Origin of the sequence: Novosphingobium sp. APW14, assembly GCF_032337075.1 — a bacterium.
Taxonomy (GTDB): domain Bacteria; phylum Pseudomonadota; class Alphaproteobacteria; order Sphingomonadales; family Sphingomonadaceae; genus Novosphingobium.
This window is the reverse complement of the sequence record NZ_JAVYAB010000001.1, coordinates 98922-114161: the sequence shown is the minus strand read 5'-3', so window position 1 is coordinate 114161 and position 15240 is coordinate 98922. Positions and strand designations below refer to the sequence as shown.

The following is a 15240-nucleotide window of genomic DNA, read 5'->3' as shown; positions in this document are numbered from 1 at the left end:
GATATTTTGCTATTATTCAATATCTTGTATGATAGATTTCAGACAATTTATCACCCATCCGGATGATAGAAATCGTAAACCGTCTGGGCGACCGTGGCGCTGACGCCCGGCGCGCGCTGCAAGTCTTCGAGGCTGGCAGCGCGGACCTTGCTGGCGGTGCCGAAATGCAGCAGTAGTGCCCGCTTGCGCGCCGGACCGATGCCGGGAATTTCATCCAACGGCGAAGCGGTGATTGCCCGGCTGCGCTTTTCCCGATGCGCGCCGATGGCAAAGCGGTGAACCTCGTCCCGCAGCCGCTGAAGGTGGAACAGCAGCGGCGAATTGACCGGGAGCATCTTCTCGCGTCCATCGGGGAAGTGGAACACCTCGCGCCCTTCACGGCCGTGGTGCGGGCCCTTGGCGATGGCGATCAACGGGACATCCTCGATCCCCAGGTCCTCCAGCGTATCGCGCGCGGCTGACATCTGCCCCTTGCCGCCGTCGATCAGCACCAGATCGGGCCACATCCCGCCATCGCGATCCGGATCTTCATCCTGCACGCGGGCAAAGCGGCGCTGGAACACTTCGCGCATCATCGCGAAGTCATCGTTGGTCTGGGCGGACTTGATATTCCACTTGCGGTACTGGCCCTTGATGAAGCCCTCCGGCCCGGCAACGATCATCGCCCCCAGCGCCTGGGCGCCCTGGATATGGCTGTTATCGTAAACCTCGATCCGCTGCGGCGGCTCGGCCAGTTCAAGGAATTCCGCCAGTTCGCGGTTGAGCCTGGCCTTGGTGCCGCTTTCGGCCTGCCGCCGCTCAAGCGCCTCAACCGCATTGCGGCTGGCCTGCTCCATCAGCCGGCGCCGATCACCGCGCTGCGGGACCGACAGCTCAACCTTGCCCCCCGCCGGCCGGGCAAAGGCCTCGGCCAGCAGGTCCGCCTCGGGCAGCGCGCGGTCAACCAGGATCAGCCGCGGCGGCGGCACCTCTTCATAGAATTGGGCCAGGAATGCTGTCAGCACCTCGCCCTCGTCCAAACCATCGGTATGGCTAGGGAAGAAGGCGCGGTGGCCCCAGTTCTGCCCGCCGCGGATAAAGAAGGCCTGGATCGCGAAGTGCCCGCTCTTGCAGGCGACCGCGAAAACATCGGCATTGCCCACCCCTTCGGCGTTCACGGCCTGACTGCCCTGGATGAAGGTTGCAGCGCGCAGCCGATCACGCAGCATGGCGGCGCGTTCAAAATCCAGTGCCTCCGCCGCCTGGGCCATCTGGTCTTCCAGCTTGCGCTGGACCGCGCTGGAGCGGCCGCCCAGGAAATCCTTGGCCTCGCTCACCAGTTCGGCATAATTGGCTTCGTCGATGCGGCCAACGCAGGGGGCCGAGCACCGCTTGATCTGGTAGAGCAGGCACGGCCGATCACGCCGGGCAAAGAAACTGTCGGTGCAGGACCGCAGCAGGAACAGCTTCTGCAAGGCGTTGATCGTGGTGTTGACCGAACCGGCGCTGGCAAAGGGACCGTAATAGTTGCCCTTGGCCTTGCGCGCGCCGCGGTGCTTCATGATCCGCGGAAAATCATGCTCGGCGCGCAGCAGGATGAAGGGGAAGCTTTTGTCATCGCGCAGCAGTACGTTGTAAGGCGGGCGATAGCGCTTGATCAGCTGCGCTTCGAGCAGCAGCGCCTCAGCCTCGCTGTTGGTGGTGACGATCACCATCGAACGGGTCTGGGCCACCATCCGCTTGAGCCGCAGCGGCAGGCGATCGACCTGGGTGTAATTGGCTACCCGGTTCTTCAGCGCCCGCGCCTTGCCAACATAGAGCACGTCGCCCCGGGCATCTAGCATCCGGTAAACCCCGGGCTTGGGCTTCAGCGTGGCCTGAACCTCGCGGATCGCGGCAATTCCCGCCTCCAGATCGGGCTGGCTACTGGTAACCGTATAGGTCGCGCGTTCCTCGTTGAAACGCTCGGCAGCATTGGGTTGATCGGGACGTCCAGCACGGGCCATGGGCCCCCAATAGGGACGATCCCGGCCAGGCAAAAGGGGCATGTTGACGGCTGGCCATGCTCTGATAGGCTCCCTGCCAATAACAAGCCTTTAGGCGGGTCAAAGGCAGGAGGGGATCAGCTTGCGTCAGCTCCAGGGCATGGATGCCTCGTTCGTCGCGCTCGAGACGCGGAACTCGCCGATGCACATCGGCTCGATCCTGATCTACAACCCCGAAACGGCGCCCGGCGGCTTTGTCCGGTTCAAGGATATCCTGCGCTTTATGGAAAGCCGGATGCAGCTGTCGCGCACGATGCGACAGCGGCTGGTGCGGGTGCCGTTCGATCTCGACTATCCCTATTGGATTGAGGATCCCGATTTCGATCTGGAATACCACGTCCGCCACCTTGCCCTGCCCAAGCCGGGAGACTGGCGCCAGCTTTGCATCCAGGCCGCGCGGATCTTCGCCCGCCCGCTCGACCTGACGCGGCCGCCATGGGAATTCACGGTGATCGAAGGGCTCGACAATATCCCCGGCGTGGCCAAGGGCAGCTATGCCATGGTCACCAAGGTGCATCATGCCGCAATTGACGGGATGAGCGGGATTGACCTGATGGAGGCGCTCCACACGCTGCTGCCCGATGCGCCGCCCCCGGCCGAGCCGGACAACTGGCAACCCGAAGCCGTCCCAAGCCCTGCCTCGCTGATCGCCAAGTCTTGGCTCAATGCCGTGGCCAACCCGGTCCGTCAGCTTGAAGTTGCGGCCAAAGCCGTGCCGGGCCTGGCCCGCGCAATAAAGGGCATCGCGACCAAGGACTTTGCCCTGCATGGGGAGATGATTGCCCCGCGCACCCGGTTCAACCAAGTGATCTCGACCACTCGCGTGGTTGAGGGCCGCTCGGTCCCGCTGTCCGACATCAAGGCGATCCGCCACGCGGTGGAAGGGGCCAAGGTCAACGACGTGTTCCTGGCGATCATCGGCGGGGCCATGCGCAAATACCTTGAGGCCAAGGATGACCTGCCGGACAAGACCCTGACCGCGATGGCGCCGATCTCGGTGCGCGGGAAGGATGAAAAGGGCGACATGGGCAACCAGGTCGCGGCGATGATTGCCCCGCTCGGCACCCATATCGCCGATCCGATTGACCGGCTGGAATACGTCTTCTCGCAGACCACCAATTCCAAGGCCATGTCCGATGCGATCGGCGCGCGCAACATGACCGAGATGAGTAAGGTCAGCCCGGCACTGTTCATGGCGCTGGCAGCGCAGGCCTATACCCGGCTGGGCATGGCTAACCGGGTCGCCCTGCCCTTCACCACGGTCGTCACCAACGTACCCGGCCCGCCGGTGCCGATCTATTCGGCGGGAGCCCGGCTGGAAAGCATGATGGGCCTGCTCTGCCTGACCGACGGGCTGGGCCTGGGTCACGTTGTGCAGAGTTACGTGAAGGAAGCGACCATTGCTTTCACGGCCTGCCGCAACCTGCTGCCCGATCCGGAGTTCTACGCCCAGTGCATCGAAGAGAGCTTCCAGGAACTGCGCGACGCCGCCGCCAAGGTTACGGAACCGCGGATACCGCAGGCCGGCCCCTTGAAGAAGCCAAAGCCCGCCGCCAAGGCAAAGAAGCCCGCGGCGAAAGCCGCGGCAAAACCAGCAACGAACAAGAAGCCGGCAAGCAAGAAACCGGCCGCGAAGAGCAGGAAGGCCAGCAAGACATGACAGCAGCCAGCGCCGCATTCCCGCAGCCGAGCCACGCCCGGCCGCCCTCGCGGCTGTTCGCGCTCGCCGAATCCCGCGCCATGCTGGAACTGGCGGCGTTCTATGCCTTCCGCCCCTATCTTTCGAACCTGCCGCAGGGTGATGGGCATCCGGTGCTGGTCCTGCCGGGGTTCCTGGCTTCCGACAGTTCCACGGCACCGCTGCGCAAGCTGCTCAAGCAATTGGGCTATGATGCACGCGGCTGGGGCATGGGCCGCAATGTCCGGATCGATGCACCGCGGGTGCACGAAATGGAATCGATGCTGCTGAAGATCTACCGTGAGACCGGGCGCAAGGTTTCGATCGTCGGCTGGAGCCTGGGTGGCGTTTTTGCCCGTGAGCTGGCCAAGGCCCACCCGGAAGCGGTGCGGCTGGTGATTACGCTGGGCAGCCCGATCTCTGACGATCGCCGCCATTCCAACGCGGCGCGGCTGTTCGAATATCTCAACGGCAAGGATCCCGAGCCGATCCGCCAAGGCCGCTTTGTTGACCTGCACCGCGCCCCGCCGGTGCCAACCACCTCGATCCTGACCAAGACCGATGGCGTGGTCCACTGGCGCGGATCGGTGCAGCGGCGTGACAAGAACCCGCAAACCGAAAACATCGAAGTGCTGGCCAGCCATTGCGGGCTGGGCTTCAACCCCAGCGCAGTGATCGCCATCGCTGACCGGCTGCATCAGCCCGAAGGCTCGTGGAAGCCGTTTGAGCCGCGCCTTTCGCAGCGCTGGATGTTCCCCAAGACCAGCCTGCAATAAGCCATGTCGACCCGTCACCTCGTCGATCCCGAGCTGCTGCCGCTGCTCGACATGATGCCCGCCGCCGATCTGGCGGCGATGGACCTGGGCGAACTGCGCGTGGCCAGCAACGCCCGCTATGCCTTCCTGGGCGCCCCGGCCATTGCCCCGGTGGTGCACACGATCGCCGGCCCCGGCGGGCCGCTGGCCATCTATCTCTATGATCCGGCGCCGGGTACGCCGGGCAGGGCAGCGCTGCTCCACATCCACGGCGGCGGGATGATCATGGGTTCGGCCAGCGTGATGCAGGCTGGCCCTTCGGCCATGGCGCAAGCGCTGGGTATCCCGGTTGCCTCGGTCGAATACCGGCTTGCGCCCGAACACCCCTTCCCGGCCCCGCAAGAGGATTGCCTCGCCGCGCTCAAGTGGCTGGCCGGCCTGCCCGGGGCAGACCCGGCACGGATCGGGATCACCGGTGAAAGTGCTGGCGGCGGTCTGGCGGCCTCAGTGGCGCTGATGGCTCGTGACCTGGAAGGGCCAAAGCTGTCCGCGCAGTTCCTGACCTATCCGATGCTCGACCATCGCACGGGCGGACCGGATTGCCGGTACAACAACCCCACCACCGGCGAATTCATCTGGACCCGCCCTTCCAACCGCTATGGCTGGAGCGCCTTGCAGGGCAGCTACCAGCCCGACGATGATCGGCGCGGCTGGTTCTCACCCTCGCTCGCACAGAATCTCTCGGGCTTGCCACCGACCTGGATCGGTACCGGCAGCCTTGACCTGTTCCTTGATGAAGACCTGGATTACGCCCACCGCCTGGTCGCAGCCGGTGTGCCGGTTGAACTCCATTCCTACCCCGGCGCGATCCACGCGTTCAATGCCGTCGGCGGCAGCAGGCTGGCCCAGGCCTATGGGCGCGACCTGATGGGCGCGATGGCGCACTGGCTGGAGACATCGCGGTAAAAGCGGCGGCGCTTTCAGATCGCGTGGCCATCAACATTGACGTTGTGGATGCGGCCTTCGCGATCGATCACGCAGCTGAAATTGCCATTGCCAGTCGTTGATCCTGCAATCCGCCAGCCACCAGTTTCGCGATTGACGCTTTCCACCTCGCCAACGCGGGTGCGGCCCCGGTTCACTTCATCGATGCAGCGGTTGACCGCGCCATCGATACCCGCCCCTTCCCGCCATTCTGGCCGGTCATCGGCGCGGCCATAGCGCGGCAGGTCTTCGCGTTCGCGCGGCGGTGGCTCTCGATAGTCACGCTGCTGCTTGCTGGCCTTGTTCGCGGCGCTGGCAATGGCGGCGATCCCGCCGATGATCAGGATGCCGGCCAGGATATCGCCCCCGTCAACCCGATCGTGCTGGCGGTAATGCCCGCCCCAGCCTCCACCCCAGCCCCGCGCCATGGCCGGCGTCGCGGCCATGGAAAGTGACGCCGCCAGTGCTGCAACTGCCGCCGCTCGCTTGAATCTTCCCGTCATCTGCTTGACCTCTTCCGCTGAAGCCGATTGTCCCATGTTCTCCATAGACTTAGGCGGCCCAGGCTTTCGCTTGCCTGAACCGCCCTTGCCGTTGATCGTCAGACTTTAGAGGCCGCGCAGTCCGCTGTAGTCGATGTCGACAATCCGGCCGCGCTCAACCCGGCACTTGAAGGTCCCGGAGTCATAGCCGCGCAGGTTATCGTTCCACCCGCGATAGTCACCGCCCCAGCCCCGGCCATAGTTGCCATCGCCGCGGCGCCAGTCGCGCCCATTGCCGTTGACGGCAATCCGGCCGCGCACTTCATAGCCATAGCGCGTCTCGCGAATATCACGGACGTCGGTCACATCGGCGCGGCGATAGCTATAACGCGCAGCATTGCGTTCAGCGGCAAAGACGCACTGCTCAACAGCGCGGCGCGGATTGCCTCGCGACGCATAGTCATCGCGATAACCATGCCCCTGGTTATAGCCAGTGCCGTAGCCGGCGCGGTCGTAGCGATAGTCGCGGTCATTGTTGTTGCCGGCGGCCGAGACCACCGCAGCAATCCCGCCGATGATCAGCGCCCCGGCAATAATGTCGCCCGCGCTGATCCCGTCGCGATCGCGGTGCTGGGCAAAGGCGGGAGTGGCCGAAGTAAGCGCCATCGCGCCAGCCGCTATGGTGGCAATAGTGCCCTTGGCCAGAACTTTTGACATGGTCTTCATTGCTTCGATCCTTCACTCTCCGGCGGGCATGATGGCCCGTCGTTGCGTGAAGGATTAGCGAATCAACCGTGGCACCAAGCTGAACCCGCCCGTTAGCTGACGTTCAGCTTTCTGGTCACTTTTCTGAACGTGGAACTTCCAATCCGCTCCACTGCGCCAGGAACGCGAGCACATCCGCCCCTTCCGCCACAGCCTTGTCGGTTGGCTTGCCCGAACCGTGCCCGGCGCGGCTTTCGATCCGGATCAGGTGCGGCTTGGCGCCGGCCTTGGCCGCCTGCAAAGCCGCGGTATACTTGAAGCTGTGCCCCGGCACCACGCGGTCATCGGTGTCGGCTGTGGTCACCAGCATCGCCGGATAGTCCACTCCCACCTTGATGTTGTGATAGGGCGAATAGGACCGCAGCACGCGCCAATCGGCCTCCTTGCCGGGATAGCCATAGTCATCGACCCAATAGCGCCCGGCTGTGAACCGATCGAAGCGCAGCATGTCCATCACGCCCACCGCGGCATTGCCCGCGGCAAACAGATCAGGCCGCTGGTTGACCACGGCCCCCACCAGCAAGCCACCATTTGAGCCGCCCTGGATCGTTAGGCCGCTTTTCGGCGTCACGCCCTCAGCGATCAGATATTCACCGGCGGCAATGAAATCGTCGAAGACGTTCTGCTTGTTGCTGAGCCGCCCGGCATCATGCCAGGCCTTGCCATATTCCCCCCCGCCGCGCAGGTTGGCCAGCGCAAAGGCCCCGCCTGCTTCCAGCCAGGCCATCCGCACCGCCGAGAAGCCCGGCGTCAACGAGATATCGAACCCGCCATAGCCATAAAGCAGCGTCGGGACGGCCTTTCCAGCCTGGGCCACGTCCTTGCGGCGCACCAAGAACATCGGCACGCGCGTGCCATCCTTCGAGGTAAAGAAGCGCTGCTCGATCGCATAGTCGGCCGGATTGAAGGTCAGCTTCGGGATGGCAAAGGGCTCACTCTTCCCAGTCCGGGTGTCAAACCGATAGATCCCACTGGGCTGGTTGAAGCTGGAAAAGCTGTAAAACGTCTCCGGATCACCCGGCTCACCGCTGAAGCCAGAGGCCGTACCGATCGCATTGAGCGCGATCTGCTGCACCGGCTTGCCATCGAGCGCGCGCACTTCGGCCACCGACTTCGCATCCTTGAGATAGGACAGCACCAATCGGTTACCGACGATCTGGGCCTGGTCTAGCGTTTCGGCGCGCTCAGCAACGATGTCGGTGAACTCTGGCCGGGACTCCAGGCAAACGTCATCGGTTTTCGCTGAGCCCTCGCAGGCTATGCGATACAATCCCTGCTTTTTAAGGTCCGCCCTGACCACCTTCATCCGCGGCGCATCCTTGTTCGTTACAAAGTAAAGCGCATCACCGATGCCATCGATCAGGTTCCAGGCATGATCGAGCGCACCAACCAGGGTCTGCGCCTGCCACTTGCGATCCTTGCGAACTGGCAGAATGTGGATCGCATAACGGCTGTCGGTGCCCTTCGAAGTGGTGATCACCACCCAGCGCCCATCATGGGTAACCTGGGCCGAATGGCCCAGCTCGGGATCGCTTGGGGTCGCATAGACCAACTCGTCCTGCGATTGCGGCGTACCGATGCGGTGGAAGTAAACCGCTTGCTGCTTGTTCAGCGACTGAAACTCAGCCCCCGGCTGCGGTTCGGGGAAGCGCGAATAAAGAAAGCCTTCGTTGCCGACCCAGGCGATGTTGGTGAACTTGGCCCATAGCACGCCATCGCCCAGCACCTTGCCGGTGGCAACATCGAGCACCTTGATAGTCCGCCAGTCAGACCCGCCGTCCTGGATCGAATAGGCAAGCAACTTTCCGTTCCGCGATGGCACCCAGGCATCAAGCGCCGTCGCTCCATCCTTCGCCCAGGCATTGGGATCGATCAGCAGCCGCGGAGTGCCATTCAGCCCGTCTCGCACGAACAGCTGCGACTGGTTCTGCAGGCCCGAATTACGCATGTAGAAGTAGTGCGCCCCGGCCTTGCGCGGCAGACCAAAGCGTTCGTAATCCATCAGTGTCTTGATGCGGTCCGCAAACCACTGGCGCTGGGGCAACTGGGCCAGATAGCCCTGCGTCAGCGCGTTCTGTTGCTCCACCCACTTGGCCACGGCCTTGTCCGTACGGACATCGTTTTCCAGCCAGCGATAGGGATCGGGCACGGCCTCACCAAACTGGGTTTCGACCAGATCGACGCGGCTCGTTTCAGGGTAGGAAATGTTCATTTTCTCAGCGAAGACTGGGGTAGCAAGCGAGACAACCAGAGTGGCGGCCACCAGGGCCGGGACGCGACGCGACATGCAAGGCTCCGAAATGCAAAAAGGCGGCGGTGACCCTAGCAGTCACCCCCGCCTTTTCAACTGGACCAAAGGTCTCAGTAAAACGCTTATTCGGCGTCGTCAGCCATCATGACCGGGCCCGAATCCTGGCCCTTGGCAGCCGGATCACGATCAACCAGTTCGATCACGGCAAGCGGCGCAGCGTCCGAAGCGCGGATGCCGGCCTTGATCACGCGGGTGTAGCCACCCTGACGATCAGCATAGCGTGCGGCCAGGACTTCAAACAGCTTCTTTTCCTGCGCATCGTCCATCAGACGGGCGTGGGCCAGACGGCGGTTCGAAAGGCCACCATGCTTGGCCAGCGTGATCAACTTTTCAAGATAGGGACGCAGTTCACGGGCCTTGGGCAGGGTCGTGGTGATCTGCTCATGCTTGATCAGAGCAGCCGACATGTTGCGCAGCAGGGCCTTGCGGTGGCTGGAAGTGCGGTTGAGCTTACGCCCACCAAGCTTGTGACGCATAGGTCTTTCCTTCGTTCGTTATGGGCCCGTGTCAGGTAGCCCGTAGCTGGTCACACTAAGGTGGCGACCATTACCGTCGGGGCACCCGCAGGTGCCCCGAAACTGGTTAGCCCAGCAGCTCTTGTTCGAGCTTCTTGGCCATTTCCTCGATGTTTTCCGGCGGCCAGCCAGGGATGTCCATGCCGAGGCGCAGGCCCATCGAGCTCAGGACTTCCTTGATCTCGTTAAGCGACTTGCGGCCGAAGTTCGGCGTGCGGAGCATCTCGGCCTCGGTCTTCTGGACCAGGTCACCGATGTAGATGATGTTGTCGTTCTTGAGGCAGTTGGCCGAACGCACCGACAGTTCAAGCTCGTCCACCTTCTTGAGGAGGTAACGGTTGAGCTGGTTGGTATCGCTTTCTTCGGCCGGAGCAGCCGCCATGCCAATCATCGGCGAGGCGCCCATCGGCACTGCATCTTCGAAGTGGACGAACAGCGAGAGCTGATCCTGGAGGATGCGCGCAGCATAGGCCACGGCGTCTTCCGGGGTAACCGTACCGTCGGTTTCAACGGTCAGGTTCAACTTATCGTAGTCCAGTTCCTGGCCGATGCGGGCGTTGTCGACCTTGTACGAAACCTGACGGACCGGCGAGTAGAGCGAGTCGACCGGGATCAGCCCGATCGGCGCATCAGCCGGACGGTTCGACACGGCCGGGACATAGCCCTTGCCGGTTTCGGCCGTCAGTTCCATGTTCAGGATCGCGCCTTCATCGAGGTGACAGATCACGAGATCCTTGTTCATCACCTCAATATCGCCCGAAACAGCGATGTCACCGGCCTTCACTTCTGCCGGGCCAGTGGCCGACAGCTGCAGACGCTTCGGGCCTTCGCCCTGCATCTTCAGCGCGATCTGCTTCACGTTGAGCACGATGTCGGTCACGTCTTCACGCACGCCAGCGAGCGATGAGAATTCGTGCAGCACGTTCTCGATCTTGATCGAGGTGATGGCCGCGCCCTGGAGCGAGGACAGCAGCACGCGACGCAGCGCATTGCCAAGCGTCAGGCCAAAACCACGCTCGAGCGGTTCGGCGACGAAAGTGGCACGGCGCTTGGGGTCGTTGCCCGGCTTCACCTCGAGGGCGTTGGGCTTCTTGAGTTCCTGCCAGTTCTTGATGTTGACAGTCATGTACTTCCCCTAGGGTCTTGTTTTGGCGGGAACGGCCGCTGCGCTCTGATGCACCGCGACCGATCCGGAACAGCGGCGATGGGGCCCCATCGCCGCGATAACTCAATCAGACGCGGCGACGCTTCGACGGCCGAACCCCGTTGTGAGGGATCGGCGTGACGTCGCGGATCGAAGTGATCGTGAAGCCAACAGCCTGCAGTGCACGCAGCGCGCTTTCACGGCCCGAACCGGGGCCCTTCACTTCGACTTCCAAGGTACGGACACCGTGCTCGGCGGCCTTCTTGCCTGCGTCGTCAGCAGCCACCTGCGCGGCGTACGGGGTCGACTTGCGGCTACCCTTGAAGCCCATCATGCCGGCGCTCGACCAGGAAATCGCATTGCCCTGGGCGTCGGTGATGGTGATCATGGTGTTGTTGAAGCTGGCATTCACATGAGCGATGCCGCTGGTGATGTTCTTCCGCTCGCGGCGCTTAATGCGCTGGGGTTCGCGTGCCATTTGGTTGTCCTACTCGAATATCGGGAAGGGAAAGCTGCGGGCCTGACGGCGCGCTGCTTACTTCTTCTTGCCGGCGATGGGCTTCGCCTTACCCTTGCGGGTACGGGCGTTGGTGTGCGTGCGCTGACCGCGAACCGGCAGACCCTTACGGTGACGCAGGCCGCGATAGCAGGCCAGGTCCATAAGGCGCTTGATGTTCATCGCGGTTTCGCGGCGGAGGTCACCCTCAACCGTGTGCTCGGCGTCGATGGTTTCGCGGATGTGCAGGACTTCCTGATCAGAAAGATCCGAAACGCGACGGGTATGGTCGATACCCAGCTTGTCGACAATCTGGCGGGCCTTGAACGGGCCGATACCGTGAATGTAGGTGAGCGCGATAAGAACGCGCTTGTTGGTGGGGATATTGACCCCGGCAATACGAGCCACTTACTTCTCCATGCTCCACAGAAGGCAGCAGTGCTAGCCACCGCCTTCCATCTCAACGCTCATTCGCCGAAACGGCAAAAAGCCCGGTTGGCGCGCGCAATGGCCTCGCCTTCCGGACTTATCCGTTCATGCCGAATGGATCGGGCGCTTACGGTGATTCGGCGAAGCTGTCAACGCCGCAGTTCCGCGCGGTTCTAGCCCGTTGGCCCCGCGTCGGGCTCAGGTGCAGGGCCAGCCTTGTCCGCCAAACGCTTGACCTGCTCTGCCAGGACCTTGTCGACCAAGGGCGCGAGCTCGGCCGGCTTGGCCTGCCAGACCCCGCCAACGGAATAGCGCCACTTGATTTGCGTGCCCTCGCGCTCCTGCTTGAGGGTAATAGTGAGCACAGCGTGGACTGCCTCGCCCTGCAAAGGACCAAGGCCGCCCGTCAGTCGTAACACCCCGCGCTGGGGATCGACATAGACCACGTGCATATGCTCAACGCTGCCCATCCGCTGCTCAACCGATGCACCGACGGGCTTGGGTAGCTTTTCGCAGAAGCAGCCGGTAGCCTGGGCATCGAGATAGAGATTGGCTGCATCACCCGAATAGGTGTGGGCGGGCGACCACCACAGGTTTGGCGCGACGAGCACCTGCCACACGGCGGCAGGTTCTGCAGCAACCGTCGCGACATGATCGCTGACGAAACTGGTATTGGACGCAGCTGACAGTTCGGCCTGGACTGGCGAAGCCACCAACAATGCGGCGGCAACTGATAAACGGTGCATCGCCCTTCCTTTCCCTTACAGGATCAGGAAGAAATAACCTGTTCGATTGCCGCCGTCACCTGTTCCATGTCGGCCATGCCATCGACGCGGCTGACAATCCCACGCGCTTCGTAGATCGGCAGGATCGGTGCGGTCTTGGCGCGATACTCGGCCATGCGGGTCCGCACGGTTTCCTCGTTATCATCCGGACGACGCTTGAATTCGGTGGAACCGCACTTGTCACAGACGCCGTCAACCTTGGGCCGCTCGAATGTGTCGTGATAGCCCTTGCCGCATTTAGCGCAGGTGAAGCGGCCGGTTATGCGCTCAACCAGCGCATCCTCGTCGACTGCAAGTTCGATCACGTGATTGAGCGTGCGCCCCCGCTGGCCCAGGATCGCGTCGAGCGAATGGGCCTGGGCTTCGGTCCGCGGATAACCGTCGAAGATCGCGCCGACTTCGGGACCCATGGCATCAAGTTCTTCACCGATCAGGGCAGAGACAATCTCATCCGAGACGAGCTCACCGCGCTCCATCACCGCCTTGGCCTGAAGGCCAACTGGCGTTCCCGCTTTTACGGCAGCGCGGAGCATGTCACCAGTCGACAGCTGGCGCATGCCATGCCGCTCTACCAGTCGCTGAGCTTGGGTACCCTTGCCCGCACCGGGGGGGCCCAAAAGGATGATGTTCACGTGCACGTCCCCCAAGTGTCGATCAGCGAATGCGACCCTTCAGCTTCGCCTTCTTGATGAGATCGCCGTACTGGTGGGCCAACAGATGCGACTGGATCTGAGTGATCGTGTCGACTGTCACGTTGACCACGATCAGCAGGCTGGTGCCGCCCAGGAACATCATGTTGAGCCCGGTCGAGGCAATCCACCATTCAGGGATCACGCAGACGACGGTAATATAGAGCGCCCCGATCACGGTGATGCGAGTCAGCACGTAATCAAGATAGGTCGCCGTGCTCTTGCCCGGACGAATACCCGGAATGAACCCACCATTGCGCTTGAGGTTCTCGGCAGTCTCTTCAGGGTTGAACACCACGGCGGTGTAGAAGAAGCTGAAGAACATGATCCCGAGTGCGTACAGCGTCATGTAGAGCGGCTGACCATGCGCCAGGTATTGGTTCAGCGTTACGATCGCGCTACCAACCGAAGTGTCGGGCGAAATCGAGTTGCCGGCAAACTGGCTGATCGTCAGCGGCAGCAGCAGCAGCGAACTGGCAAAGATCGGCGGGATCACGCCGGCAGTGTTGATTTTCAGCGGAAGGTGGCTGCGGTCAGCCTGCATCATACCGTGCTGGCTGGCACGCTTGGGATACTGGATCAACAGCCGGCGCGTTGCGCGCTCCATGAAGCAGATGAACAGCACGAGGATGACTAGCACGCCCAAAGCCGTGGCGATGGTAAAGCCGCTGATCGAACCCGAGCGACCCCCTTCAAACAGGTTAGAAACAAAGGTCGGCATCTGCGCGACGATGCCGGCCATGATGATCAGCGAGGTACCGTTACCGATCCCGCGGCTGGTGATCTGCTCACCCAGCCACAGCAGGAACATGGTACCGCCGATCAGGCTGATCACAGCCACGATCTTGAACATCAGACCGGGATTGACGACCGCCTGAAGGCCGCTTGAGGCCCCATAGGCTTCAAGCCCTGAGGCGATGAACCAGCCCTGCACTGCCGTCAGCAGCACCGCGCCATAGCGCGTATACTGGTTCAGCTTCTTGCGGCCGCTTTCGCCTTCCTTCTTCAGTGCCATCAGCGACGGATGCAGCGATGCAGCAAGCTGCACTACGATCGATGCCGTGATATACGGCATGATGCCCAGCGCGATGAGGCTCATGCGCTCAAGGCTGCCGCCCGAGAAGGTGTTGAAAATATCGAGGATGCCACCGCGCGTCTGGGCATAGAGCTGCTCAAGCACCAGCGGGTTAACCCCTGGGAGCGGCACAAAGCTCAGGAAACGGAAGACAATCAGCGCGCCCAGCGTGAACCAGATTCGGTTCTTGAGCTCGGTCGCCTTAGAGAAATTCGCGAGATTGAGATTGCTCGCAACGTTATCGGCACGTGAAGCCATGGATCGGTCAAGCCTTGCTTGGAGGCTGACCCCCCGGCCAGCCATCCCCCTCTATTGGATCGTGTCCATATAGTGCGCGGGGCGGGATGCAATAACCCCCGCCCCGCACAAATGGGGATTTATTCAGCCGCGGCAGCCTTGGCAGCAGTCACTTCGACCGAACCGCCGGCCTTTTCAACCGCAGCAACAGCGCCCTTGCTGGCACCGGCGACAACGAACTTGGCCTTCGCCTTGAGCTCACCCTTGGCGAGCAGACGCACGCCATCCTTGCCGCCACGGGCCAAACCAGCACCCTTCAGGGCGGCGTGGTCGATCACGGCCTTGGCATCGAGCTTGCCGGCATCGATGAACTTCTGGATCAGACCCAGGTTCACTTCGGCATAGTCCTTGGCGAAGATGTTGTTGAAGCCACGCTTCGGAATCCGCATGTGCAGCGGCATCTGACCGCCTTCGAAGCCATTGATCGAGACACCCGAACGCGCCTTGGCACCCTTCTGGCCGCGGCCAGCAGTCTTACCCTTGCCCGAACCGATACCACGGCCGACGCGCATGCGCCCCTTACGGGCGCCCTTGTTGTCAGAGATTTCGTTGAGTTTCATGTCGTTGCACTCGCTTTCGCTTTTGTCGCGCTAAAAGAAACATCCCGGCCGAAGCCGGGATGCTGGTTAAGTTAGTCGACCACTGCCACCATGTGGGGCAGCTTGGCAATAGCACCACGTACTTCCGGGGTGTCTTCCACCTCGACCACGCGGTTCATCTTGCCCAAACCCAGGCCGACCAGAATCTTCTTCTGGCTTTCCGGGCGACGGATCGGCGAACCGATCTGCTTGATCTTGATCTTCGCCATGTC

The 15240-nt window shown here is 62.3% G+C and carries 16 protein-coding genes; 3 read left to right on the top strand and 13 right to left on the bottom strand.

The window, feature by feature from the left end:
* Nucleotides 1-50: 50 nt before the first annotated feature.
* Complete coding sequence (gene uvrC, locus RQP55_RS00595) at nt 51-1985, bottom strand: excinuclease ABC subunit UvrC (RefSeq protein ID WP_315608234.1); 1935 nt, start codon at nt 1983-1985, stop codon at nt 51-53.
* Nucleotides 1986-2106: 121 nt separating this feature from the next.
* Here uvrC and RQP55_RS00590 point away from each other — a divergent pair, with 121 nt between their 5' ends.
* The 3 genes from RQP55_RS00590 to RQP55_RS00580 are packed head-to-tail and all read left to right on the top strand — an operon-like array spanning nt 2107 to nt 5423.
* Nucleotides 2107-3684, top strand: coding sequence for a wax ester/triacylglycerol synthase family O-acyltransferase (locus tag RQP55_RS00590; protein WP_315608233.1), 1578 nt, complete (start codon nt 2107-2109; stop codon nt 3682-3684).
* Nucleotides 3681-4478, top strand: a complete 798-nt coding sequence (locus RQP55_RS00585) for an alpha/beta hydrolase (protein ID WP_315608232.1) — start codon at nt 3681-3683, stop codon at nt 4476-4478. Before RQP55_RS00590 ends, RQP55_RS00585 begins: the two co-directional genes overlap by 4 nt.
* Before the next feature lie 3 nt (nt 4479-4481).
* Nucleotides 4482-5423, top strand: coding sequence for an alpha/beta hydrolase (locus tag RQP55_RS00580; RefSeq protein WP_315608231.1), 942 nt, complete (start codon nt 4482-4484; stop codon nt 5421-5423).
* A 14-nt stretch (nt 5424-5437) separates the two neighbouring features.
* Here the strand turns inward: RQP55_RS00580 and RQP55_RS00575 are convergent, their stop codons facing one another.
* The 12 genes from RQP55_RS00575 to rpmD form a co-directional block, all read right to left on the bottom strand.
* Nucleotides 5438-5887, bottom strand: a complete 450-nt coding sequence (locus RQP55_RS00575; protein ID WP_315608230.1) for a hypothetical protein — start codon at nt 5885-5887, stop codon at nt 5438-5440.
* A gap of 162 nt (nt 5888-6049) precedes the next feature.
* Nucleotides 6050-6649: a hypothetical protein gene (locus tag RQP55_RS00570; protein ID WP_315608229.1), complete on the bottom strand. Its 600-nt coding sequence runs from the start codon at nt 6647-6649 to the stop codon at nt 6050-6052.
* 115 nt (nt 6650-6764) lie between these two features.
* Nucleotides 6765-8975 (bottom strand): prolyl oligopeptidase family serine peptidase, encoded by a 2211-nt coding sequence (locus RQP55_RS00565; RefSeq protein ID WP_315608228.1) that lies wholly within the window; start codon nt 8973-8975, stop codon nt 6765-6767.
* Nucleotides 8976-9061: 86 nt separating this feature from the next.
* Nucleotides 9062-9475, bottom strand: a complete 414-nt coding sequence (gene rplQ, locus RQP55_RS00560; RefSeq protein ID WP_315608227.1) for a 50S ribosomal protein L17 — start codon at nt 9473-9475, stop codon at nt 9062-9064.
* 106 nt (nt 9476-9581) lie between these two features.
* A complete protein-coding gene (locus tag RQP55_RS00555; RefSeq protein ID WP_315608226.1) occupies nt 9582-10640 on the bottom strand; it encodes a DNA-directed RNA polymerase subunit alpha in 1059 nt (352 codons plus the stop codon).
* 106 nt (nt 10641-10746) lie between these two features.
* Nucleotides 10747-11136: a 30S ribosomal protein S11 gene (rpsK, locus tag RQP55_RS00550; protein WP_088307824.1), complete on the bottom strand. Its 390-nt coding sequence runs from the start codon at nt 11134-11136 to the stop codon at nt 10747-10749.
* Between the two features lie 57 nt (nt 11137-11193).
* The gene (gene rpsM, locus RQP55_RS00545; protein ID WP_147091433.1) at nt 11194-11562 is read right to left on the bottom strand and encodes a 30S ribosomal protein S13; all 369 of its coding nucleotides are present in this window, start codon (nt 11560-11562) and stop codon (nt 11194-11196) included.
* A gap of 194 nt (nt 11563-11756) precedes the next feature.
* Complete coding sequence (locus tag RQP55_RS00540; RefSeq protein WP_315608225.1) at nt 11757-12329, bottom strand: hypothetical protein; 573 nt, start codon at nt 12327-12329, stop codon at nt 11757-11759.
* 23 nt (nt 12330-12352) lie between these two features.
* Complete coding sequence (locus tag RQP55_RS00535; RefSeq protein WP_315608224.1) at nt 12353-13000, bottom strand: adenylate kinase; 648 nt, start codon at nt 12998-13000, stop codon at nt 12353-12355.
* A 22-nt stretch (nt 13001-13022) separates the two neighbouring features.
* Complete coding sequence (secY, locus tag RQP55_RS00530) at nt 13023-14390, bottom strand: preprotein translocase subunit SecY (RefSeq protein WP_315608223.1); 1368 nt, start codon at nt 14388-14390, stop codon at nt 13023-13025.
* A gap of 119 nt (nt 14391-14509) precedes the next feature.
* Nucleotides 14510-14989: a 50S ribosomal protein L15 gene (gene rplO / locus RQP55_RS00525; protein WP_315608222.1), complete on the bottom strand. Its 480-nt coding sequence runs from the start codon at nt 14987-14989 to the stop codon at nt 14510-14512.
* Nucleotides 14990-15060: 71 nt separating this feature from the next.
* Nucleotides 15061-15237, bottom strand: coding sequence for a 50S ribosomal protein L30 (gene rpmD, locus RQP55_RS00520; protein WP_315608221.1), 177 nt, complete (start codon nt 15235-15237; stop codon nt 15061-15063).
* Nucleotides 15238-15240: the final 3 nt, after the last annotated feature.